The sequence below is a fragment of the Blastomonas sp. SL216 genome, from assembly GCA_026625625.1.
Classification (GTDB): domain Bacteria; phylum Pseudomonadota; class Alphaproteobacteria; order Sphingomonadales; family Sphingomonadaceae; genus Blastomonas.
On sequence record CP113055.1, the window covers coordinates 402,297 to 425,673 of the forward strand.

Consider the following 23,377-nt stretch of genomic DNA (forward strand, 5'->3'; position numbering starts at 1 on the left):
GCCGCGTCAGAAGTTCAGGACCATCTGGCCATAGGCATAGCGCGTGTCGCCAAAGCCGGTGGCATTGGGCGCTTCTTCCAGCAATCGTCCGGTGGTCAGCACCGCCGCGCCCGCCTCCAGCCGCAGTGTCCTGTCGATCAGCCAATGGCCCAGCCGCACCTCGAGCATATGCCCGGCAAAGCGCCCCGATCGGCCCTGCGCATCGACCGGGCCGTTGTTGCCGAAGCGGTCGCGCCGGCTGTGCACCCAGGCCGGGCGCCACAAAGTCATTACATCCCAGCGCGGGGCGGGGGCGATCTCGGTGCGAAGGCCCGCCGTCAGCAGATTGGTGCGGGCCAGCGGGCCGAATATGCCGCTGGGTCCCAATTCGAACCGGCGCGGGCCGAACAGCGTGTCGAACCGGCCAGAGGATTCCGGGGTGCGCGGATCATCGCCACTCGCAAGATCGAACAGCGCCGAAAAGCGCGGCTTGCCTGGCCAGACCGGGCTGAAGCCCAGCTCGGCATGGGCGAAAAAGGCACGCACATCCTGTCGCCGCGCGCTCGCAGCGATCGACTGGCGGACGGTGCCGGACTGGACCGCTCCTTCCAGATCCATGTCCCATCGCCCCGCCGCAGGAGCGCGGTGCAGGCGCGCACCCCAGGTGAACAGATGGCGGTTGCGCGTCGGCCCATTTTCGCCATCGCGTTCGTTCAGACCGAAGACATTGGCCTGCAGCGTGATGCCATCGAACAGATCGGGCCGGGAATAATGTGCGCCCCAAAAGGTGAGGTCGAAGCTCTCGCGGTCCCAGCGCACTTCATTTTCGATCAGTTCGGCCTTGGCGGAAGGCAGCCGCGTGTGCGGCAAGGTGTAGAAAGCGACGAGATGATCGTTGGCCTTGCCGCGCCAGTCGAGCCTGACGCCGGTAAAGCTGTTGATGCTGTTGCGGAACGCGTTGCGCCCTGTAAGCCTGCGCGAGCCGAGATTGAGGTGAAAGCGGCCTGCGGTCAGTTCGACGGGGCCGGAGCCATAGCTGATCGAGGCGCGGCTCAGCTCCAGCGCATTGACTTCGCTTGTCGTGACCGCGCCCGGTGCGTCGATCACATAGGCGCGCGCGTCGATCAGCTCTGCCGATAGTCGCCATGGTCCGGTGCGGTAGTCGGCGGCAATCGCGGTCTGCACCGTGATGGCATCGTCGCGCGAGGGCAGACCAGGGCGAAACTGGCCTTCGAGCAGCTCATAACGCACCCTCAGGCTGCCCGAGAGAGTGAGCGAATCCCCGTCATCCGGTTTCCGGTTCTCGCTGGATGGCGGTTGAACCGGCTGCGCAAGGGCGGGCGCGGCCGAAATGGCCGTGGTGATCGCCGTCAGGATTGCGAATGCGCGCAAGGTCGTTCCCCAAGTTTGCCGGGCTTAGCGGATATCAAGGCGTGAGGGGAGGGCGAACCGTTCAGGCGGCGAGCGCAGGTTCGACTGGTTCGGTCGAGGCGATCCAGCCGCCGCCGAGCACGCGGTCTCCAGCATAGAGCACCGCAGCCTGGCCGGGCGCGACGCCATATTCGGGGCTCAGGAACACCAGCCGCCGGTTGGCGCCGCTGCCCTCGATCCGCACTGGCGCAGGCCGCGCGAGCGAGCGCACCTTGGCTTCCATCGGCCCTTCATAGCTGCCGCCGATCCAGTTCATGTCCACAATCTCGGCAGCCCGCGTGGCGAGCGCGGCGCGCGGACCGACGATCACGCGGCGCGTGCCCGCATCGAGCTTGATGACATAAAGCGGCTCGGGCTGGCCGCCGATTTCCAGCCCCTTGCGCTGGCCGATGGTGAAATGAATGAGCCCCTTGTGCTCGCCCAGCACGCGGCCATCGACATGGACGATCTCGCCGCCGGTATCGGCATCGGGCCGCACCTTGCGCACGACGGCGGCATAATCGCCATCGGGCACGAAGCAGATATCCTGGCTATCGGGCTTGGCCGCGACGATCAGGCCCATGTCCTGCGCCAGCGCGCGTACCTGCGGCTTGGGCAGGTCGCCCAGCGGAAAGCGCAGAAAGTCCATCTGGTCGTCGGTGGTGGCGAACAGGAAATAGCTCTGGTCGCGCGCGGGATCGTGCGCGCGGTGCAGCTCGGCCCGGCCATCGCTGCCCAGCATGCGGCGGACATAATGGCCGGTGGCCAGGCAATCCGCGCCCAGATCGCGTGCCATCTGCAGCAGATCGGTGAACTTCACGCCCATGTTGCACTGGATGCAGGGGATCGGGGTGCGTCCGGCCATATATTCGTCGGCAAAGCGATCGACCACCGACTCGCGGAAACGGCTTTCATGGTCGAAGACATAATGCGCGATGCCCAGCCGGTCGGCGACTGCACGTGCGTCACGAATGTCCTGGCCGGCGCAGCACGATCCGGCGCGCTTCACCGCTGCGCCATGATCATAGAGCTGCAGCGTGATGCCGATGGTCTCTGCACCCGTCGCCGCCGCCAGGCCCGCCACGACCGATGAGTCGACTCCGCCCGACATGGCCACGACGATTCGTCGCGCCTTCATGTCGCCGTCGAGCTGGAAACCGTGGGAGGAGGGGAGCTGCATGTGCGTGCATGTAGCGGTGGCGGCAACATTCTGCCAGCCCGACACTGCAAAAAATTGCAGATGCATGACACCGGCAAAACCCCGTGATTTCCGGCCTTTTCGGCACAGTCTTAGCGACATTTAACCAAGGCTAATTACCTGTGAAGGCAGCTTTTACCTGCTCTTACGGTTTGCCTGATACACCCTTGGTCATGGACATGAACTTCCCCCATGACTCAGTCCACCAGGCCAACAGCGTGCCGGTAAGCCTGCGCGCCTTGGATATGGACATCCTGCGTGCGCTGGCAGCCGCGCCGGTGACGGTGCGTCCCGACCATCCCCGCATGGTTAAGGACAGCGCGGACCCGGTGCGGATGCTGGCGGCATGGCTGGCTGGCCAGGTGCGGGCCGACCGAGTGGTGCCGGGCAGCTTCAACCCCCACTTTGCCGCTCTTCTGAACCGCTTCACCCCGGTGGAACAGCAGGGTGAAAATGGCGTTTACCATTGTGCTTCAGTCAATCGAAAAGCCGATTGGTTACACCCTGGCCACGCGCAAACTTGCAGTAACCAGGCCTTTTGAGGACGTGATGATCGAGAATCAGAAAATCAAACCGGCACAGGTCATTGGTCCGCTCGGCGAACCCTTGACGCTGGACAACCTGCCGGCCCCGGGCACGAAGCGCTGGGTAGTGCGTCGCAAGGCGGAAGTCGTTGCAGCCGTGAACGGCGGCCTGCTGACGATCGACGAGGTGTGCGAACGCTATGATCTGACGCTGGAGGAATTCGCTTCCTGGCAGCGTGCGGTCGATCGTTCGGGCATGCCTGGCCTTCGCGTCACGCGCATCCAGCACTATCGCGACCTGTACGAGCGCCAGCAGCGCTACTGACGTTCCCCCACCGTCAACAGAAAAGGGGCGCGGTCCACATCCGGACCGCGCCCCTTTCTTTTTGTCCTGGCCAGATCCCCGAAAGGGAGCAGGCGCTTATTCTGCAGCCGTCGTTTCGACGTCGCCCGATTCTGCAGCCTTGCGACGCGGCGCCGCGCGGCGCTTGGGCTTGGGCGCCTCGGCTTCGACCGGAGCGTCCGAAGTGATGCCGATCGCGGGCGGCAGGATCATCGGATCGAGCGCATTGCTGCCTTCGCCATCGGCAGCGCGCGGCAGACGTCCGCGGCCGCGCACGGTGCGGCGGGGCTTGGCATTGCCATCGTCGTCGTTCGACGCTTCGGCAGGAGCGGGGTTGCCCGCATCCTGGTCGTTGCGCGGTTCGGCATCGCGACGCTCGGTGCGCGGACGCAGCTGGCGCTCCTCGCGCTGACCCTCGTCCCGCCGGCCTTCTTCGCGCGGACGACGCTCACGACGGTTGTCGTTCTGACGGCCTTCGCTTTGGCGAGCTTCGCGCGGCTGGGTATCGCGACGATGGTTGCGGGGTTCGTCCTGCTCATCGCCATCGTCATCGTCATTGCCGCGCGACGAGGCTTCGTCGGCCTGGTCCTGCGCATAGTTGCGCTGGCTGTTGCCCTGCACCGAGCCATAGACGTTATCGTCTTCGTCATCGGCATAATCGCCGCCATTGTCGCGGCCCTGGTCTTCGCGCGGACGACGATATTCGTCCTGACGGGCGCGGTTGTCGGCGAGCACGCGGAAATAATGGTCGGCAAATTGCAGATAATATTCGGTGGCCACGCGGTCGCCGTTCATCTGCGCATCATGCGCCATCTTCTTGTATTTCTCGAGCATCTGCGTGGCATTGCCGCGCGCCCGGCTGTCGATCCGGTTGCCCTGATCCATGCCCCCGCCGCGACCATTGTTCTGCGGACGGTTATTGCCACGGCCGCGACGACGGCTCGTTCCACGATTGTTGTTCAAAGTTGACGCTTCCTTATCAGTCGCAAGTTTCCTGCGTGTCCTCTGCGCGTCCGTGCAGGCCGTCGCCCTAAGGCGCGCCGCGCGTCCCAAGCCTTTCATCCGCTTTGAGTGGCCGTATCAAGCTGCCCGAAATAGATGATTGGGGTCAGCAAGCGTGATGGGCCATGTGCCTGCATCACCTGTCTTGCTGCACCGGTGGTAGCGGGTCGCCAAGGCCTTGCCAAGCGAAATATCAGGCGGAGGCGCGTCTGCGCAATATCAGTGCGCGGTCGTGCCCCGCCAGATCGCGCCTGCATTCGACATCGAACTTGTGCGCCACCGCGAGCGCGGAGACGGCCTCGCGCTGGCTTGTCCCGATCTCGAACACCGCAACGCCATCTGGGGCCAACAGCGCGCGCAGGGCGGGGATGAGAATGCGATAGTCGTCCAGCCCGTCGTCCCCGGCAAACAGCGCGCTATGCGGCTCATGCCCGCGCACCTGCGGTGCCAGCTCGGCATCGGTCTCGACATAGGGCGGGTTGGCCAGGACAAGGTCGAACGGCCCCGGCAGGGCGGCGGTCCAGCCATCGACCCGCCAATCGCCGCGGATCAGTGCGGCACGGTCCGCCAGCCCGGTTGCCGCAGCATTGCCGCGCGCGATGTCGAGCGCGGCCAGGCTTGCATCCATGCCGGTTCCCGTGGCCTGCGGATATTCGCTCAGCGCCGCGAGCAGCAGCGCGCCCGATCCTGTGCCCAGGTCCAGGATGCGCGCCGGAGGGGTGTCAGCACGTGCCGCCAGCGCCGCCTCGATCAGCGTCTCGCTATCGGCACGGGGGATCAGCACGGCGGGGGAAACGGCGAGGCTGAGCGTCCAGAAATCCTGCCTGCCGGTGATATAGGCGACAGGCTCGTGCGCCAGCCTGCGGGCCAGGCGAGGGGCGAACCCAGCAGGCACCACATCGCGCATCCGCATCAGCAGCATCGATCCGCGATCGATGCCCAATGCATCGGCCATCAGCAGCTCGGCATCAAGCCGGGGCGTCTCGGATATTCCGGACAGGTCCGCCGCCGCCATGCGCAAGGCGTCGGCGATCGTCGCATCCGCCGTCATTCCCGCGAGTGCGGGAATCCCGCTTGCGCGCTAGCGATGGAAGCAAGCGTTACCCCCGCATCCGCGAGGGGCACGGCGAAACGCAGATCAGGAAAGCTCACCCGGCCACGTCCATATTCGCCAGGCGCGCGGCCTGATCTTCGGCGGTCAGTGCATTGACCAGTTCGTTGAGACCCCAGCCTTCCAGAATCTCTTCAAGCCGGTGCAGCGTCAGGTTGATGCGGTGGTCGGTCACGCGGCCCTGCGGGAAATTATAGGTGCGGATGCGCTCGGACCGGTCGCCCGAGCCGACCATCGACTTGCGGGCATCAGCCTCGGCATTCGCGGCCTTGCTGCGTTCGAGCTCGTACAACCGCGCGGCCAGCACCTTGAGCGCCTTGGCCTTGTTCTTGTGCTGCGACTTCTCGTCCTGCTGCGTCACCACCAGGCCCGAGGGCAGGTGGGTGATGCGCACCGCGCTGTCGGTCGTGTTGACATGCTGACCGCCTGATCCCGACGCGCGATAGACATCGATGCGCAGATCATTGTCGTTGATCTGGACATCGACCTCTTCGGGCTCGGGCAGGACGGCGACGGTGGCGGCGCTGGTATGGATGCGCCCGCCGCTTTCAGTGACGGGAACGCGCTGGACGCGGTGCACGCCGCTTTCGTACTTGAGCTTGGCGAACACGCCCGATCCGTTGACCGAGGCGATGACTTCCTTGAACCCGCCGACATCAGCGGCGTTCGCGGACAGGATTTCGATCTTCCAGCCCTGTTCCTCGGAAAAGCGCGTGTACATGCGCAGCAGATCGCCGGCGAACAACGCTGCCTCGTCGCCGCCCGTGCCTGCGCGGATTTCCAGCATCGCCGGGCGATTGTCGGCGCTGTCGCGCGGCAGCAGCTTGATTGCCAGATTCTTTTCGGCAGGGGGCAGCCGCTCGCGGATGGTTTCCACCTCACCGGAAGCCAGCTTGACGATATCGGGGTCCGACGCGTTGTCCGCGATCAGCCCTTCGAGCACTTCCAGCTCGGCACGCAGGCGGCGCACTTCGGCGGCGGCGCGTGCCACCGGTTCCAGCTCGGCATAGTCCTTGGCCGTCTGCACGAACTCTTCGCCTTCGAGCGTGCCCGAAGCCATCCGTGCCTGCATCTTGCCAAAGCGCGCCTCGATCTGCGCGATGCGCTCATCCGCGATGCGGGTCATTCCCTATTCTCCCCCGATGATACGCTGCAGCCTTGAAGGACATCGCCCCCGCTCCACGCCACAGCGCCGCTTGCCCCCGAATACAGCCCGTTGCAAGAGCAGCAGGCCATTGAATTGGAGGCAATTGGCATCTCAACTGACATCATTTGGTTGAAATACCGTTCAGCACGCCGGCCACTTTCTCATGCAAGGTGCTTTCCGGGGCAGAGCGGATGTTGGCTTTCGCATTCTCGCCGTCATGCTGAAAGGATATCAGCACCTTGGCGTTGGTCTTTGCCGCCTTGTCATAACGCTTGCGCGGCGATCCGCTGGCGATCATGTCGCTGGAAATGCCCGCGCCGCGCAACCGTGCCTGCGCCGATGTTGCCTCGCCAAGCGCGCGATCATCCTCCACCGCGATGATGACGTCGAGGCCGAGGTTCAGCCCCGAAATATCGCACAGCATGGCCAGCCGCTCGATCCCTGCGGCCCAGCCGACTGCCGGGGTGCTGGGCCCGCCGAGATTCTCGATCAGCCCGTCATAGCGCCCGCCGCCCAGGACGGTGCCCTGCGCGCCGAGCCGGTCGGTGACGAATTCGAACGCGGTGTGGCGATAATAATCGAGCCCGCGCACCAGCCTCGCATTGCGCGTCCATGCGACGCCCGCGGCATCGAGCCCGCTCGTCACCTTGGCGAAGAACGCGGCCGCTTCATCGGTCAGATAGGCGTCGATATCGGGCGCGGCATCAGCGATGGGGCGGTCCTGCGGCTCCTTGCTGTCGAGGATGCGCAACGGATTGCGTTCCAGCCGATCCTGCGATTCTGCCGAGAGATCGCCCTTATGCGCATGAAAATACTGGATCAGCGCGGCGCGCCAGGCGTCGCGGCTGGCGGCATCGCCCAGCGTGTTGAGCTGCAGCGTGACGCCCTCGGCAATGCCCAGTTCGCGCAGGATCTGGTCGGCCATCACCAGCAGCTCGACATCGGCCTGCGGCTCGCCTGCACCGATGATCTCGGCATCGATCTGGTGGAACTGGCGATAGCGGCCCTTTTGCGGGCGCTCATAGCGGAACAGCGGACCGTGCGTCGCTAGCTTGAGCGGCGCATATTGCTGCCAGCCATTGGTGAGATAGGCGCGGGCGAGGCCGGCGGTGAATTCGGGCCGCAGCGTCAGCGAATCACCGCTGCGATCGTCGAACGTGTACATTTCCTTCGAAACGACATCGGTGGTTTCGCCCAGCGAGCGCGCGAACACGGCGGTCGCCTCGAACACCGGCATTTCGGCGCGGCGGAAGTTGTAAAGCCGGCGCACACGCTCAAACGTCTCGACCACATGGCCGAACCGCTCCTGATCTTCGCCGAAAATGTCCTGTGTGCCGCGGATCGCGCCCGGTGTGGTAATTTTGCCCATATTTTGCCGCCATTAGCGACTTTTTGAACCGACGCCAAACCGGCGGGTGCATTTTTTTGAATGCGGTGTTTATGGTGGGGAAACACGCGCGTTCAAAAGGGTCCTGAAATTGCGTCATCTTTTCGCTTCCACCTGCCTCGTCCTCGCACTTGTTGCTGCGCCCGCCGCTGCCGAGAACAGCAAGCCCCAGCCTGTACCGGTGGCCGATCTGGTGCCAGCCCCGCGCGATCTTCCATTTCCCGGCGTGATGACGATCGAGGTGGACGCGACAGATATCGACCGCGCGATCTTCAGTATGAAGCAGACGATCCCCGTGCCCGATGATGCGCGCGCGAGCGGGCGGCTGACGCTGCTGTATCCGCAATGGCTGCCGGGCAATCATGCACCGCGCGGAGAGATCGAGAAGCTGGTCGGGTTGAAGTTCAGCGCCAATGGCAAGCCGCTTGCCTGGCAGCGTGATTCGCTCGACGTGAACGCGTTCCACATCACACTGCCGCAGGGCGTGCGCGAGGTGGTGGCCAATTTCCAGTTCGTCAGCCCGACAGCCGGCAACCAGGGCCGCGTCGTCGTGGCGCCCAAGATGATGAACCTGCGCTGGAACAATGTGTCGCTTTACCCGGCAGGCTATTTCACCCGCAACATCCCGGTCGATGCCTCGGTCACCTGGCCGATGGGCTGGCAGGCGGGCAGCGCGATGCGGGCCAAGCGCACCACCGGCAACAAGACGGCTTATGAACGCGTCGATTACGACACGCTGGTTGACAGCCCGATGTTCGCCGGCGCGCATTTCAAGAGCTTTGCCCTGTCCGACAAGGTGACGCTGAACGTCGTGGCCGACGCGCCGGAGTTCCTGGCCGCGACGCCCGACCAGATCGAGGCGCACAAACGGCTGGTGGCAGAGGCAGAGAATCTCTTCGGCGTGCGCCATTACGACCGGTACGACTTCCTGCTGTCGCTCTCTGACGAGATGAGCGGCATCGGCATCGAGCATCATCGCAGCAGCGAGAACGGCGTCGGTACCGGCTATTTCACCGACTGGGCCAAGGGGCCGGGATCGCGCAACCTGCTGCCGCACGAGATGACGCACAGCTGGAACGGCAAGCACCGCCGTCCGCAGGGCATCTGGGCACCCGATTTCCGCCAGCCCAGCCGCGACGACCTGCTCTGGGTCTATGAAGGCCAGACCCAGTTCTGGGGCTATGTGCTCGGCGCGCGGTCGGGGCTGTTCAGCTATCAGGACACGCTCGATGCCTTTGCCAGCATCGCCGCCGGGCTCGATCGCAGGGCAGGGCGGAACTGGCGGCCGCTGATCGATACCACGCACGATCCGATTATCGCGGCACGCCGCCCCAAGGGCTGGGCCAGCTATCAGCGCAGCGAGGATTATTACAACGAAGGCATGCTGGTATGGCTGGAGGCTGATCAGATCATCCGCCGCGAATCGGGCAATGCCCGCTCGCTCCAGGATTTCGCGCGCAGCTTTTTCGGCGGACGCGAGGGCGATTGGGGCGTGGTGACCTATGAGCTGCCCGATGTCGTCGCGGCGCTGAATGCGGTGCAGCCTTATGACTGGCAGGGCTTTTTCCAGACCCGCGTCTATGAGGTGACGCCCGAAGCCCCCAAGCAGGGTTTCGCACTGGGCGGGTACGAACTGGTCTATGTGCCCGAGCTCAGCAACTTCATCCGATCGGGTGAGGCGGCATCGGGGACGACCGATCTCAGCCATTCGATCGGCCTTGTGGTGGAAAAGGACGGCAAGATTGCCCAGGTGATATGGGGCAGCCCGGCCTTTGATGCCGGGATGACGGTGGGCGACCAGATCACCGGCATTGCCGGGCGCGATTTCACCACGGATGCGCTGAAGACCGCCGTTGCCGCCACCACCACGACAGGAACGGTCGATCTGCTGGTCAAGCGCGGCAAAAGATACCGCGAAACCGCACTTTCCTATAAGGGCGGCTTGCGCTATCCGGCGCTCCGCAAGACGGGGCAGGGCGAAACGGGCCTTGACCGCCTGCTTGCGCCACAAACCCGCTGAACGCTGAAGGAACGGGCAGCTCGTTCAGGGGGGAGCGAACCAGAACAAGGGCCTCCATCCACATGCTTATCAAAGAGATTCCGACCGGCAAGAACCCGCCGAACAATGTCAACGTCATCATCGAAGTGCCCACGGGCGGCGAACCGGTGAAGTACGAATTCGACAAGGCTTCCGGCGCGCTGTTCGTTGACCGCATCCTGCACACGCCGATGCGCTATCCGGCCAATTACGGCTTCATCCCGCACACGCTGTCGCCCGATGGCGACCCGCTGGATGCGCTGGTCGTCGCGCGTTCGCCGTTCATGCCCGGCTCTGTCGTGCGTGCGCGCCCGATCGCCGTGCTGAACCTGGAAGACGAGCATGGCGGCGACGAAAAGGTCGTCTGCGTGCCCGACACCGCGACCTTCCCGTATTACAGCGATGTGCGCGAGAAAGAGGACATGCCCGACATCGTCTTCGCCCAGATCGAGCATTTCTTCACCCACTACAAGGACCTGGAAGCCGAAAAGTGGGTGCGAATCGGCAAATGGGGCAATGCCGAAGAGGCACGTCGCATTATCATAGAGGCGATCGAGCGCGCCCAGGGCGTGAAGACCGAAGCCTGACATGGTGCCCGGGATCGCAAGCCGGAAAGGGGTGTCACGCGTTGGCGCCGTCCTGTCCGGCCTTGCGATCCTGGCGCTTTCCGGGTGCGCCACGCCCGAAATAAGGACCCGCGCTGCGCTCGAGCGGACGGGGCTCAGCCGCCCGGTTTCCGCCTGTATGGCCTCGCGCATGGTCGACCGGCTGTCGCTGGCGCAACTGCAGCGGCTGGGGCGGCTCGGCAAGCTGCAGCAGGCGGGCAATTTCGAAGAATTCCTGCGCCTCACCATTGCGCTGGGCGACCCCGAAATCCTGGGTGTGGTCAGCTCTTCGGGCCTTATTTGCGCGGTACGCAACTGACTGGCCAAAAACCGCCGCGCCCTGTTCGATTGCAGGGTTTCCTTTGGCCCGCGTCTATGCTTTAGCGCCCGCACAAACGTTCATCGACCGATTAACGGTCGGGTTTGGACCGAAATCGAGTCGTCCGCCCGGCCACATCAGAAAGGCATGGGAGCCCTCATGAACATCCACGAATATCAGGCCAAGGAACTGCTCGCGAAATATGGCATCGGCATCCCCGCCGGCCATGCCGCGCTGACCGTTGAAGAGGCGGTTGCCGGCGCCGAGAAGCTGCCTGGGCCGCTTTATGTCGTCAAGGCGCAGATCCATGCCGGCGGACGCGGCAAGGGCAAGTTCAAGGAACTGGGCGCCGACGCCAAGGGCGGCGTGCGTCTCGCCAAGTCGATCGATGATGTCCGCAAGGATGCGGGCGAAATGCTGGGCAACACGCTGGTGACCATCCAGACCGGCGATGCCGGCAAGCAGGTCAACCGCCTGTACGTGACCGACGGCGTCGACATTGCTGCCGAATATTATCTGTCGATGCTGGTCGACCGCAAGACGGGCCGCGTCGCGATGATCGTCTCGACCGAAGGCGGCATGGACATCGAAACCGTGGCGCACGACACGCCCGAGCGCATCACCACGATCACCATCGATCCCGCACAGGGCTTCATGCCGCACCATGGCCGCGCCGTGGCGTTCGCGCTCAAGTTGTCGGGCGATCTCAACAAGCAGGCCGCCAAGCTGGCGAGCCAGCTCTACACCGCGTTCATGGACCTCGATTGCGCGATGCTCGAGATCAATCCGCTGGTCGAAACGAAAGACGGAAAGCTGCTGGTGCTCGACACCAAGATGAGCTTCGATTCGAACGCGCTCTATCGTCACCCCGATGTAGAAGCGCTGCGCGACGAGACCGAGGAAGACCCGATGGAGGTCGAAGCCTCCAAGTACGACCTTGCCTATATCAAGCTCGATGGCGACATCGGCTGCATGGTCAACGGTGCAGGCCTTGCCATGGCGACGATGGACATCATTAAGCTCAACGGCATGTTCCCCGCCAACTTCCTCGACGTCGGCGGCGGCGCGAGCAAGGAAAAGGTGACCGCGGCGTTCAAGATCATCCTGTCCGATCCTGCGGTGAAGGGCATTCTGGTCAACATCTTCGGCGGCATCATGAAGTGCGACATCATCGCCGAGGGCATCGTTGCTGCTGCCAAGGAAGTGAACCTGTCGGTGCCGCTGGTCGTGCGCCTGGAGGGCACCAACGTGCAGCAGGGCAAGGACATCCTGGCGAACAGCGGCCTGCCGATCGTCAGCGCCGACAATCTGGGCGACGCCGCCGAGAAGATCGTCGCACAGGTCAAGCAGGCGGCTTGATTGCCGCAACCCAACCCTCTCCCGTGACGGGAGAGGGTTGCGAAGACTTGGTGAGCGAAACGCGAACCTAGTCGAAGCTGGGAGAGGGTGGCTTCGCGGCCCTTGCGCCTGACGCCGGCCCTCTCCAATTCCGACTAGGCGGCCCCGCCGCCAAGTCTCCATATCCTCTCCCGTGAAGGGAGAGGATGGGGTATATGCCCCCACTTGACGTTTACGTGAACGGAAACTAAATACCGCTCACGATCATTAGGGAAGGAAGCGCCATGAAGATCCTTGTGCCCGTGAAACGGGTCATCGACTATAACGTGAAACCGCGCGTCAAGGCGGACGGCACCGGGGTTGACCTGGCCAACGTCAAGATGAGCATGAACCCGTTCGACGAGATCGCCGTCGAAGAGGCGCTTCGGATCAAGGAAGCGGGCAAGGCGGAGGAAGTCGTCGCCGTGTCGGTTGGACCTGCCAAGGCCCAGGAAACGCTGCGTACCGCGCTCGCCATGGGTGCAGACCGCGCGATCCTGATCGAAACCGACGAAACCGTCGAGCCGCTGGCCGTCGCCAAGCTGCTCGCCAAGGTGGCTGCGGAAGAAAACCCCGGCCTGATCCTGCTGGGCAAGCAGGCGATCGACGATGACAGCAACCAGACCGGCCAGATGCTGGCCGCACTGCTCGGCTGGGGCCAGGCAACCTTCGCCAACACCGTTGCGGTCGAAGGCGATGCCATAACCGTTGCGCGTGAAATCGATGGCGGCCTGCAGACCGTCAAGCTGAACACGCCCGCCATCGTCACCACCGACCTGCGTCTCAACGAGCCGCGCTATGCTTCGCTGCCGAACATCATGAAGGCGAAGAAGAAGCCGCTCGATGTGAAGACCCCGGGCGATTACGGCGTCGATATCGCGCCGCGCCTGACCACGCTCAAGGTTACCGAACCGCCGGTGCGCAGCGCCGGGATCAAGGTCGCAGATGTCGACGCTCTGGTCGGCAAGCTCAAGGAAATGGGAGTTGGCGCATGAAGACGCTCGTATGGGTTGAACATGACAATGCTGTCATGAAGGATGCAACGCTTGCGGTCGTTACGGCTGCGGGCAAGCTGGGTGAAGTGCACGCGCTGGTCGCAGGCTCGGGCTGCGCTGGCGTGGCCGAACAGGTCGCCAAGGTCGCTGGCATCGCCACCGTCCATGTCGCCGATGATGCCTCGCTCGAACATGGCCTGGCCGAAAATGTCGCGCCGCTGGTAGCCAAGCTGATGGAAAGCCATGACGCGTTCCTGGCGCCTGCCACCACCACCGGCAAGAACATCGCGCCGCGCGTCGCAGCCCTGCTCGACGTGATGCAGATTTCGGACATTCTCTCGGTCGAAGGCCCCAAGACCTTCACGCGTCCGATCTATGCCGGCAACGCGATTGCCACCGTCGAATCGTCGGACGCCAAGCTGGTCATCACCGTGCGCGGCACCGCCTTCGACAAGGCAGCGACCGAAGGCGGCTCGGCTGCGATCGAAAATGTCGGCGGCGCATCGGACTCCGGCCTGTCGACCTTCATCAGCGCCGAAATCGCCAAGAGCGAGCGTCCGGAGCTGACCAGCGCCAAGATCATCGTCTCGGGTGGCCGTGCGCTGGGTTCGGGCGAGAAGTTCGAGGAAGTCATCACGCCGCTGGCCGACAAGCTCGGTGCCGGCATCGGCGCATCGCGCGCCGCGGTGGACGCGGGCTATGTCCCCAACGACTATCAGGTCGGCCAGACCGGCAAGATCGTCGCACCGGAAGTCTATGTCGCTGTCGGCATTTCCGGCGCGATCCAGCACCTTGCGGGCATGAAGGACAGCAAGACAATCATCGCGATCAACAAGGACGAGGACGCCCCGATCTTCCAGGTGGCGGACATCGGCCTGGTCGCGGACCTGTTCACCGCAGTGCCGGAGCTGACCGGCAAGCTGTGATCGGCTGATCCGGTTTCAATTGTACGAAAACCCCGGCGGGCAACTGCCGGGGTTTTTGTTTGTGTGCCTTCAGACGCGCCGTCTCGTGCGTCACCCTGAACTTGTTTCAGGGCCCATTTCTCCCCCAAGCGGCTTCGGCAATCGGGGCACGATGGATCCTGAAACAAGTTCAGGATGACGTGGTCATGTCTCGGTGGGGAGCGCGGGGCCTTCGACCCGTTCAGGCTGAGCAAAGGTGGGTTCTGCGTGCTCGAGGCTCGAACGAGCACCGCCTTCCGCCCCCAAGCTCAGCGAAAGCGTGCGCATGTTTGTGTGGATCGGGCTGCAGCGGCCTTGGGCCCGGCTTTCGAGTTGTTCATTTAAAGTGCGATTTACCTGAACAAATGCTGTCATCCCAATTCAGGCTCGCCACAGCGGCGAATCGCTAGACCTTCCATTGTCCCCGCCGGAAATGACGGGGTGAGATGGAAGGAATTGGACGATGGCAAAGGCAAAGGGTCTTTTCGGCGCAGCGCTGCTCGGTGCTGCTGCCATGGTTTCGGCGGCGGTTCCTGCTGCTGCCCAGTGGCACGGCGGTGGCGGCCCCGGATGGGGCGGCGGTGGCGGCTGGGGCGGGCGTGGTGATCGCGCGATCAACCAGTGCGTACGCGCTGCCGAATTCGAGGCGCGCCGCTTTGGCCGCTTTGCCCAGGTGACCGACATCCGCGACGTTGATCGCACCCGCTTCGGCCTGCGCGTGCAGGGCCGGGTCGTCGTGGAACATGGCGGTCGCTGGCGCGGTGGCGGGGTCGATCGTGGCCGCTTCACCTGCTTTGTGGATCGGGGCCAGGTGCGTGATCTGCGTCTCAGCGGGCTCGGCAATTTCCGCTAAGACGGGGGTCTGACCTCCTGCTCCCTGGCGGTTCAGCCTGGCGACAGGCTGAACCGCCTAAACCAACGATCAATCAGGTACAGCGCCTCTGCGCCAGGGCCTTGCCGAACGAAAGGCAATGCAATGTTGAAAGCACTCACAGGTCTGGGCGCAGCGGGCGCAATGCTGGTGACCGGTTCGGCCTCGGCCATGGCCGCGCCGGTGTCTCACACCGCGATTTCCGATGCCCCTCTGGCCGCCACCGGCTGGGACAGTTCGTCCGAAAGCGCGTCGCAGTGGCGCGGCGGCTGGGGCGATCGGCGCTGGCGGGGCCGCAATCGCGGGATCGATGGCGGCGATATTCTGGCCGGCGCCCTGATCCTGGGCGGCATCGCGGCCATTGCCAGCGCGGCGACCAATTCGGCGCGGCGCAATGGCGATGATCGCAGTTATAATGATGATGTCCGCTCCGCCAGCGACCGTTGCGGTGCGGCGGCGGTGGCGCAGTCCGGCCTCGGCTCGCGGATCGAGCGCATCGACAATGTACTGCGCGACGGCAATGGCTGGCGCGTCGAGGGACTGGTCGGCTCGCGCCGCAATGGCGTCGACAGCTTCACCTGCGGCATCAGCTATGGCCGGATCGATTATGTCCGCTTCAACCGCGCCAATGGTGCCTGGGGCGCGAATGACGATGCGTTCGACAACAGCGTGGCGGTGACCGAACCGCCGTTCAGCGTCGATCCGAACGAAGACGATTATGCCTGGCGCAATGACGATGCGGAGCCCTTTCCGCCGGAATGACGCCAGGCCTTTTTTACCGGAAGGGACCGGCTAGACTTGGCCTGTCCCACCCGGTCTGACCCCCTGCGGCGCGCTTCGCCCCTTCGTGCGCCGCAGGGGTAACAGACAGATCCCGACCAGGATCGAGATGACCGCCAGCGCCGCAAATCCGATCAGGATCGGATGGTTGGTGTCTTCGCGCTGCTGCAGGTCCATGATGTGCAGCCCCCACATGAAATCGAACATCCGCCACAACGCGCTGCGCGTCGCCAGCACCGCGCCGGTTTCCTCGTCGATATAGATATGCGTGTCATCGGCGAAGCGCGCCTGCCAACTCGGGCGGGGGCGGCGCAGTTCGAGCGGCGCATCTTCGGCGGTGAAGCGGGTCACGCCGTGCAGTTCGGCGGTCCCGGCAAAGGCCGCACGGGCGAGCAAAGCAGCCTCGCTGGCGCTCACTGCGGGCAGCAGCGCGCCGGTGCGCGCATCGGCGCGGCGCTGGCCGCCATCGGCATAGTCGATCAGCCACACCGGTGTGCCTGCCTGCTGGCTGAGCGTGAGCGTCTGGACGGGCCGTCCCTGCAGATAGGGTGCCACGGGGCGGATGCCGGGCAGGGCGGGCACTTCTGCCTTCAGATGCTCGCCGCGCACGGTATCGATGGGGAAGCTCGCCATGAACAGGCCCGATGCGGTCCAGAGCAGCAGCGGCACGCCGACCAGCCAGCCCAGCCAGATATGCCAGCGCATCACCATCCGCCGCCTCAGCCGCAATGCCATGGCTCAATCCTCCATGCGTGTACTGCCACCGCCACGATAGGCGGGCAGCGCGATATTGTAGCGGATGGCCAGACCGCGCAGCACGAAACCGGCGACCGCGCCGATGATCGCGGCGATCTCGACCTCCAGCCCGGCGAGCCGCAGTCCGACATACAGGCCCGATCCCAGCGCCGCAGCGGTGACATAGAGTTCGGGCCGCAATATGATCGACGGTTCACCCGCCAGCACGTCGCGGATGATGCCGCCCACGCATGCGGTAATAACGCCCATCATCACCGCGGGCAGAGGATCGACGCCGAACTGCATCGCCTTGGCCGCGCCGAACACGCTGTACGCGCCCAGGCCGATGGCGTCGAACCAATCGAGCATCCGTCCCTCCCACCAGCGCTGCGGTGTCACCCAGAGCAGGCCCGATACGGCCAGCACGACGACGAGCACGCGCGAGTTGGCGATCCAGAACACCGGCGCGCCGATCAGCAGATCGCGCACCGTCCCGCCGCCGACCCCGGTGATGAGCGCAAAGAAGGTGAAGGTGACAAAGGTCTGCCGCTTCGCCGCCGCTGCGAGAGCCCCCGATGCCGCGAACACGGCGATGCCGAACATGTCGAGCGTGCCGAGGATCGTGCCGAGATCGATGGCGGCGGGCAGGGGCGTTGTCATGCGGCCCCCATAGTGGAACGGCGGCCCGATTTCACGTGTCATATGCTCTCTCCTCTTTAGGGGAGAGATACGTAGGCTTGTGTGCGCAGCACACTAGACGGAGTTGAGAGGGGCGCAGCACTGGCCCCTCTCTGCTGCGACTATGGCAGCAAGCTGCCAAGTCTCGCTTCTCTCCCCTAAAGAGGAGAGAGCGGTGTCCCACTCCATCAAATATGGATCGGCTTGCCCTGCACGGCCATGGCCGCTTCCTTCAGTGCCTCGCTGTGCGTCGGGTGGGCGTGGCAGGTATAGGCGATGTCCTCGCTGGTGCCGCCGAATTCCATCGCTTGCGCAGCCTGCGCGATCATCGTGCCGCCGAGCGATGCGATGATCCACACGCCCAGCACGCGGTCCGTCTTGGCGTCGGCGATCACCTTGACCAGGCCGTCGCCTTCATGGTTGGTCTTGGCGCGCGAGTTGGCCATCATCGGGAACTTGCCGACCTTGATCTCGCCGCGCTCGCGGGCCTGCTCCTCGGTCAGGCCGACGCCCGCGATTTCGGGCATGGTGTACACGACCGACGGAATGATGTCGTGGTTCACGATTCCCGTGAGGCCCGCGATATTTTCCGCGACCGCAATGCCCTCGTCCTCGGCCTTGTGCGCCAGCATCGGACCGGGCACGCAATCGCCGATGGCCCAGATGCCGGGGACCTTGGTCTGGAAGTCATGGTCGATTTCGACCTGACCGCGACCGTTGACCGCAAGCCCCGCCTTGTCGAGCGCCAGGCCGTCGGTGTTGGGACGACGGCCGATCGAGACCAGCACGACATCGGCTTCGATCGTTTCCGCAGCGCCGCCAGCCAAAGGCTCGACGGTGAGTACCGCCTTGCCGCCCTTGACCTCGGCCCCTGTGACCTTGGTCGAAAGCCTGAATTCGATGCCCTGCTTCTTGAAGACCTTGTTCGATTCCTTGCGGATTTCGCCGTCCATGCCGGGCAGGATCTGGTCGAGATATTCGACCACGGTGACCTTCGCGCCCAGGCGCTTCCATACCGAGCCGAGCTCCAGCCCGATCACGCCGCCGCCGATGACGACCATGTGCCCGGGTACCTTGGCCAGTTCGAGCGCGCCGGTGGAATCGACGATGATCTGCTTTTCATTGTCCACGGTGATGCCGGGCAGCGGGGTGACCGACGATCCGGTGGCGATGACGATGTTCTTCGCGCGATAGCTCTTGCCCGCGACATCGACGGTATCGGCACCGGTAAACGCGGCATGGCCCTTGAGCCATTCGACCTTGTTCTTCTTGAACAGATACTCGATCCCGCCGGTCAGGCCCTTGACCGCATCGCGCCGCTGCGCGTGCATGGTTTCCAGGTCCAGCTCGACCGAACCCTTGATGCCCAGCTTGGCGAGCTTGCCGCTGGCGGCTTCTTCGAACAGTTCGGACGCGTGCAGCATCGCCTTCGAAGGGATGCAGCCGACATTGAGGCAGGTGCCGCCCAGCGTCACGCGGCTTTCGACGCACGCGGTCTTCAGGCCCAGCTGCGCCGCACGGATCGCCGCGACATAGCCGCCAGGGCCGGCACCGATTACCAGAACGTCGAAATCATAATCAGCCATTTTCAAACTCCATCGTGCGGTCGGGCTTTATCAAACCTGTCAGGCACTGTCTTTCCCGTCATTCCCGCGAAAGCGGGTATCCCGCTTGGTCATGGTCGAGGAGGCATAAGCGGGACCCCCGCCTGCGCGGGGGTGACGAAAGAAGGTCCCGTCGGTTCCGTCTTCCGCATCGCTTGCATCAAAGATCGATCAGCAACCGCGTCGGATCCTCGATCGCTTCCTTGATACGCACCAGGAAGGTTACAGCTTCACGGCCATCGATCAGGCGGTGGTCATAGCTCAGCGCCAGATACATCATCGGGCGCGCGGCGATCGAGCCGTCGGGCATCACCACCGGGCGCTGGTCGATGCGGTGCAGGCCCAGCACTGCGCTCTGCGGCGGGTTGATGATCGGGGTCGACATCAGCGATCCGAACACGCCGCCGTTGGAGATGGTGAAGGTGCCGCCCATCATCTCGTCCATCTTCAGCGTGCCATCCTTGGCGCGCTTGCCGAAATCGGCGATGGTCTTCTCGATGCCGGCGAACGACAGGCTCTCGGCGTTGCGGATGACCGGAACGACCAGGCCGTTGGGCGCGCTGACCGCGACCGAGATATCGGCGTAATTGTGATAGACGATCTCATCGCCCTCGATCTGCGCGTTGACCGACGGAACGTCCTTCAGCGCCAGACAGGCGGCCTTGGCGAAAAAGCCCATGAAGCCCAGGCGGATGCCGTGCTTCTTCTCGAACAGGTCCTTGTACTTGTTGCGCGCTTCGATGACGGCGGTCATGTCGACGTCGTTGAACGTGGTCAGCATCGCCGCATTTTCCTGCGCGCTCTTGAGGCGCTTGGCGATGGTCTGGCGGATGCGGGTCATGCGCACGCGCTCGGTCTCGCGACCGGCGGTGCCACTGGCGACAGGCGCGGCTGCAGCAACGGGAGCGGCGGCGGGTGCAGCGGGTGCCTTCGCGGCTTCAGCCGCAGCGGCGAGCACGTCTTCCTTGGTCAGGCGGCCGTCCTTGCCGGTGCCCTTGATGCTGGTCGGATCAAGCCCGTGTTCCAGCACCAGACGGCGCACGGCGGGCGACAGGCTCACCGGTTCGCCGTTCGGCGCGGACGCAGCCGCAGCAACCGCTGCAGGGGCAGGGGCGGCTTCGCTCTTGGCGACCGCAGGCTGCGGCGCGGCGACGGCAGCGCCCGATGCTTCGATCGTGGTCAGGATCGATCCGACCTGCACGGTATCGCCCTCGGCAAAGATCAGCTGGCCCAGCACACCTGCAGCAGGCGCAGGGACTTCGACCGCGACCTTGTCGGTTTCCAGGCTGGCAATCGGCTCATCGGCGGCAACGGTGTCGCCCGGCTTCTTCAGCCATTCGCCGATGGTCGCTTCGCTGATCGATTCACCCAGGACGGGCACTTTGACTTCGATGCTCATGGTTCACAAACCCTATTTCTATCCGCGATCAACCTGCGGAATTGATTATATTTCTGTGTCTCAGCTCTGGCGCTGGCGGCGGATCTCTCCGCGGACATCATGGCCCAGGGCGTCGGCAATCAGCGCGCCCTGTTCGGCCTGGTGCCGCTTGGCAAGACCAGTGGCGGGCGATGCCGCCGCGACGCGTCCGGCATAGCGGGCGCGTTGCGGCTTCACACCGGCATCGGCCAGGCATTCCTCGATGAACGGCTCTACGAAGAACCAGCTGCCATTGTTGCGCGCCTCTTCCTGCGCCCAGACGACCTCTTCCAGATTGACCATGCGCTTCAGGCGGATGGTCAGCGGCTCGCCGGGGAAGGGATAGAGCTGTTCGAGGCGGATGATCGCGGTGTTCTTGTCACCGGCCGCATCGCGCGCTTCCATCAGGTCGAACGCCACCTTGCCCGAACACAGCACCAGGCGCTTGACGTCCTTGTCTTCCGGCTGGTTGGGGTCGGAAAGGATGCGCATGAAATGGCTGTTGCCCTGGAAGTCGCTGGCCTTGGACACCGCCATCTTGTGCCGCAGCAGCGACTTGGGCGTCATGATGATCAGCGGCTTGCGGAAGTTACGGTGCATCTGGCGGCGCAGCACGTGGAAATAGTTTGCCGGCGTCGTGATGTTGCACACCTGGATGTTGTCGCCCGCGCACAGCTGCAGGAAGCGTTCGAGGCGCGCCGAGCTGTGCTCGGGCCCCTGACCTTCCATGCCATGCGGCAGCAGCATCACCAGGCCATTGGCGCGCAGCCACTTGGCCTCGCCGCTGGCGATGAACTGGTCGATCATGATCTGCGCACCATTGGCGAAATCACCAAACTGCGCTTCCCACAGCACCAGAGTCTTGGGATCGGCCATGGCATAGCCGTACTCAAAGCCCAGCACGCCATATTCGGACAAGGGGCTGTCCAGCACCTCGAACCGGCCATGCGGCACCTGTTCGAGCGGCAGATAGCGTCCGCCGGTATTCTGGTCGATCCAGACCGCATGACGCTGGCTGAACGTGCCGCGGCCCGAATCCTGGCCCGACAGGCGGACGGCATAGCCTTCTGACACCAGCGAACCATAAGCGAGCGCTTCGCCGGTGGCCCAGTCAAAGCCTTCGCCCTTTTCGAACATTTCGCGCTTGGCCTCGATCACGCGGCGCAGCGTCTTGTGCACCTCATGGCCTTCGGGGATCGTCGTGAGCGTGCGGCCCAGGCTTTCCATCAGCTTCTTGTCGATGCCGGTTTCGACATTGCGCCGCGCGCTTTCCGAATCCGCCGGCATGTGCAGGCCCGACCAGCGACCGGCGAACCAGTCCGCCTTGTTCGCCTTGTAGGTCTTGCCCGCCTCGAACTCGACCTCGAGCTGATCGGAGAAGGTCTTGGCGCTGTTGTCGATCCAGTCCTGCGACACCACGCCTTCGGCAATCAGGCGATCGCCATAGATCTTGCTGACGCGCGGATGCTTGCGGATCCGCGCGTACATCAGCGGCTGGGTGAAGCTCGGCTCGTCGCCTTCGTTATGGCCGAAGCGGCGATAGCACCACATGTCGATGACGACATCGCGGTGGAAGCGCTGGCGGAAGTCGATCGCCATCTTGCAGGCAAAGGTCACCGCTTCCGGATCATCGCCATTGACGTGCAGGATCGGCGCCTGGACGCCCTTGGCGACATCCGACGGATAGGGCGACGAGCGCGCGAATTGCGGGCTGGTCGTGAAACCGATCTGGTTGTTGACGATGAAGTGGATGCAGCCGCCGGTATTATAGCCGCGAATGCCCGAAAAGCCGAGGCACTCCCAGACAATGCCCTGGCCGGCAAAGGCCGCATCGCCGTGCAGCAGCACCGGCAGCACCTGGTTGTGATCGGCCAGGTCGTCGCGGATCACCTGCTGCGCGCGGACCTTGCCGAGCACGACCGGATCGACCGCTTCGAGATGCGAGGGGTTGGGGACCAGCGACATATGGACGCTGATGCCGTCGAACTCGCGGTCGGTGCTGGTGCCGAGGTGGTATTTCACGTCGCCCGAACCGCCGACATCATCGGGATTGGCCGAGCCGCCCGAGAATTCGTGGAAGATCACGCGATAGGGCTTGGCCATCACATTGGCGAGCACGTTGAGGCGGCCGCGATGCGGCATGCCGTAGACGATTTCCTTGAGGCCGAGCTGGCCGCCGTACTTGATGACGGCTTCCAGCGCGGGGATCATCGATTCCCCGCCGTCCAGACCGAAGCGCTTGGTGCCGACATATTTCTTGGCGAGGAAATTCTCGAAGGTTTCAGCCTCGATCACCTTGGAGAGGATCGCCTTCTTGCCGTTCTCCGAAAACTCGATGACCTTGTCGACGCCTTCCATCCGGTCCTGGAAGAAGCGGCGCTCCTCCACGTCCGAGATGTGCATGTATTCCAGGCCGACCTTGCCGCAATAATTGGCGCGCAGCGTATCGATCAGCTGGCGCACGGTCGCGCTTTCAAAGCCCATGGTGCCGCCCAGGAACACCTGCTCGTCGAGCTCGCTGCCGACAAAGCCGTGATATTCCGGGGTGAGGTCAGCAGGAAGCTCCTGCTGCGACAGACCCAGCGGATCGAGATCGGCTGCCAGATGGCCGCGCACCCGGTAGGTGCGGATCAGCATCATCGCCCGGATCGAGCGATCCGCTGCGCGTGCGATCGCGGCTTCGTCGATCGGTTTGCCCGCCTTGGCCGAAGCGTCGCGGACAGCAGCCTTGACCGCCGCCTGCATCTGCATCGGGTCAAGCGCCGCCGTCAGGTCATCGCCATCGGCCATCGGCCAATTGCCACGCTGCCAGCTGGGGCCCGGCTGCGGGCCTTCTGCGGGGTCGAAATCAAATCCGTCGTAGGTCATGTTCTAGCGTCCCTTTTCCCTCTCCCCATCGCGGGAGAGGGTTGC

At 64.2% G+C, this 23,377-nt stretch carries 21 protein-coding genes; 10 read left to right on the forward strand and 11 right to left on the reverse strand.

Features of this window, described 5'->3' with window-relative positions:
- Nucleotides 1-6 precede the first annotated feature (6 nt).
- Together OU999_01965 and mnmA are read right to left on the reverse strand one after the other, a co-directional pair.
- Nucleotides 7-1,371: an alginate export family protein gene (locus OU999_01965; GenBank protein WAC23984.1), complete on the reverse strand. Its 1,365-nt coding sequence runs from the start codon at nt 1,369-1,371 to the stop codon at nt 7-9.
- A gap of 61 nt (nt 1,372-1,432) precedes the next feature.
- Entirely contained in the window at nt 1,433-2,569 is a 1,137-nt protein-coding gene (gene mnmA, locus OU999_01970) for a tRNA 2-thiouridine(34) synthase MnmA (GenBank protein ID WAC25325.1), read from the reverse strand.
- A gap of 191 nt (nt 2,570-2,760) precedes the next feature.
- Here mnmA and OU999_01975 point away from each other — a divergent pair, with 191 nt between their 5' ends.
- Nucleotides 2,761-3,129, forward strand: coding sequence for a hypothetical protein (locus tag OU999_01975; GenBank protein WAC23985.1), 369 nt, complete (start codon nt 2,761-2,763; stop codon nt 3,127-3,129).
- 7 nt (nt 3,130-3,136) lie between these two features.
- A complete protein-coding gene (locus OU999_01980) occupies nt 3,137-3,436 on the forward strand; it encodes a DUF1153 domain-containing protein (GenBank protein WAC23986.1) in 300 nt (99 codons plus the stop codon).
- A 96-nt stretch (nt 3,437-3,532) separates the two neighbouring features.
- Here the strand turns inward: OU999_01980 and OU999_01985 are convergent, their stop codons facing one another.
- From OU999_01985 to hisS, 4 genes are all read right to left on the reverse strand, one after another.
- Nucleotides 3,533-4,417 carry a DUF4167 domain-containing protein gene (locus OU999_01985; GenBank protein WAC23987.1) on the reverse strand — a complete coding sequence of 295 codons (885 nt, stop codon included), beginning with the start codon at nt 4,415-4,417 and terminating at the stop codon, nt 3,533-3,535.
- A 232-nt stretch (nt 4,418-4,649) separates the two neighbouring features.
- Nucleotides 4,650-5,507 carry a peptide chain release factor N(5)-glutamine methyltransferase gene (prmC, locus tag OU999_01990; protein WAC23988.1) on the reverse strand — a complete coding sequence of 286 codons (858 nt, stop codon included), beginning with the start codon at nt 5,505-5,507 and terminating at the stop codon, nt 4,650-4,652.
- A 97-nt stretch (nt 5,508-5,604) separates the two neighbouring features.
- A complete protein-coding gene (prfA, locus tag OU999_01995) occupies nt 5,605-6,693 on the reverse strand; it encodes a peptide chain release factor 1 (GenBank protein ID WAC23989.1) in 1,089 nt (362 codons plus the stop codon).
- Nucleotides 6,694-6,835: 142 nt separating this feature from the next.
- A complete protein-coding gene (gene hisS, locus OU999_02000) occupies nt 6,836-8,083 on the reverse strand; it encodes a histidine--tRNA ligase (protein WAC23990.1) in 1,248 nt (415 codons plus the stop codon).
- A 109-nt stretch (nt 8,084-8,192) separates the two neighbouring features.
- Here hisS and OU999_02005 point away from each other — a divergent pair, with 109 nt between their 5' ends.
- From OU999_02005 to OU999_02040, 8 genes are all read left to right on the forward strand, one after another.
- Nucleotides 8,193-10,121, forward strand: a complete 1,929-nt coding sequence (locus OU999_02005; GenBank protein ID WAC23991.1) for a peptidase M61 — start codon at nt 8,193-8,195, stop codon at nt 10,119-10,121.
- A gap of 62 nt (nt 10,122-10,183) precedes the next feature.
- A complete protein-coding gene (ppa, locus tag OU999_02010) occupies nt 10,184-10,726 on the forward strand; it encodes an inorganic diphosphatase (protein ID WAC23992.1) in 543 nt (180 codons plus the stop codon).
- 31 nt (nt 10,727-10,757) lie between these two features.
- Nucleotides 10,758-11,063: a hypothetical protein gene (locus OU999_02015; GenBank protein ID WAC23993.1), complete on the forward strand. Its 306-nt coding sequence runs from the start codon at nt 10,758-10,760 to the stop codon at nt 11,061-11,063.
- Nucleotides 11,064-11,222: 159 nt separating this feature from the next.
- A complete protein-coding gene (gene sucC, locus OU999_02020; protein ID WAC23994.1) occupies nt 11,223-12,422 on the forward strand; it encodes an ADP-forming succinate--CoA ligase subunit beta in 1,200 nt (399 codons plus the stop codon).
- Between the two features lie 263 nt (nt 12,423-12,685).
- Nucleotides 12,686-13,435: an electron transfer flavoprotein subunit beta/FixA family protein gene (locus OU999_02025; GenBank protein ID WAC23995.1), complete on the forward strand. Its 750-nt coding sequence runs from the start codon at nt 12,686-12,688 to the stop codon at nt 13,433-13,435.
- Nucleotides 13,432-14,361 carry an electron transfer flavoprotein subunit alpha/FixB family protein gene (locus tag OU999_02030; GenBank protein ID WAC23996.1) on the forward strand — a complete coding sequence of 310 codons (930 nt, stop codon included), beginning with the start codon at nt 13,432-13,434 and terminating at the stop codon, nt 14,359-14,361. Before OU999_02025 ends, OU999_02030 begins: the two co-directional genes overlap by 4 nt.
- A 481-nt stretch (nt 14,362-14,842) precedes the next feature.
- Nucleotides 14,843-15,232, forward strand: a complete 390-nt coding sequence (locus OU999_02035) for a hypothetical protein (GenBank protein ID WAC23997.1) — start codon at nt 14,843-14,845, stop codon at nt 15,230-15,232.
- 123 nt (nt 15,233-15,355) lie between these two features.
- Nucleotides 15,356-16,012, forward strand: coding sequence for a hypothetical protein (locus OU999_02040; protein ID WAC23998.1), 657 nt, complete (start codon nt 15,356-15,358; stop codon nt 16,010-16,012).
- A 30-nt stretch (nt 16,013-16,042) separates the two neighbouring features.
- On the opposite strand, the gene OU999_02045 is transcribed toward OU999_02040, so the two are convergent.
- The 5 genes from OU999_02045 to OU999_02065 all read right to left on the reverse strand — a co-directional run bounded on the left by OU999_02045 (nt 16,043) and on the right by OU999_02065 (nt 23,332).
- Nucleotides 16,043-16,765 carry a hypothetical protein gene (locus OU999_02045; GenBank protein WAC23999.1) on the reverse strand — a complete coding sequence of 241 codons (723 nt, stop codon included), beginning with the start codon at nt 16,763-16,765 and terminating at the stop codon, nt 16,043-16,045.
- Nucleotides 16,766-16,768: 3 nt separating this feature from the next.
- On the reverse strand, nt 16,769-17,425 hold the full coding sequence (locus OU999_02050) for a trimeric intracellular cation channel family protein (protein ID WAC25326.1): 657 nt from the start codon (nt 17,423-17,425) through the stop codon (nt 16,769-16,771).
- Between the two features lie 206 nt (nt 17,426-17,631).
- Nucleotides 17,632-19,029, reverse strand: a complete 1,398-nt coding sequence (lpdA, locus tag OU999_02055; GenBank protein ID WAC24000.1) for a dihydrolipoyl dehydrogenase — start codon at nt 19,027-19,029, stop codon at nt 17,632-17,634.
- Between the two features lie 178 nt (nt 19,030-19,207).
- Entirely contained in the window at nt 19,208-20,446 is a 1,239-nt protein-coding gene (gene odhB, locus OU999_02060) for a 2-oxoglutarate dehydrogenase complex dihydrolipoyllysine-residue succinyltransferase (protein ID WAC24001.1), read from the reverse strand.
- A gap of 60 nt (nt 20,447-20,506) precedes the next feature.
- Nucleotides 20,507-23,332: a 2-oxoglutarate dehydrogenase E1 component gene (locus OU999_02065; protein WAC24002.1), complete on the reverse strand. Its 2,826-nt coding sequence runs from the start codon at nt 23,330-23,332 to the stop codon at nt 20,507-20,509.
- Nucleotides 23,333-23,377 lie beyond the last annotated feature (45 nt).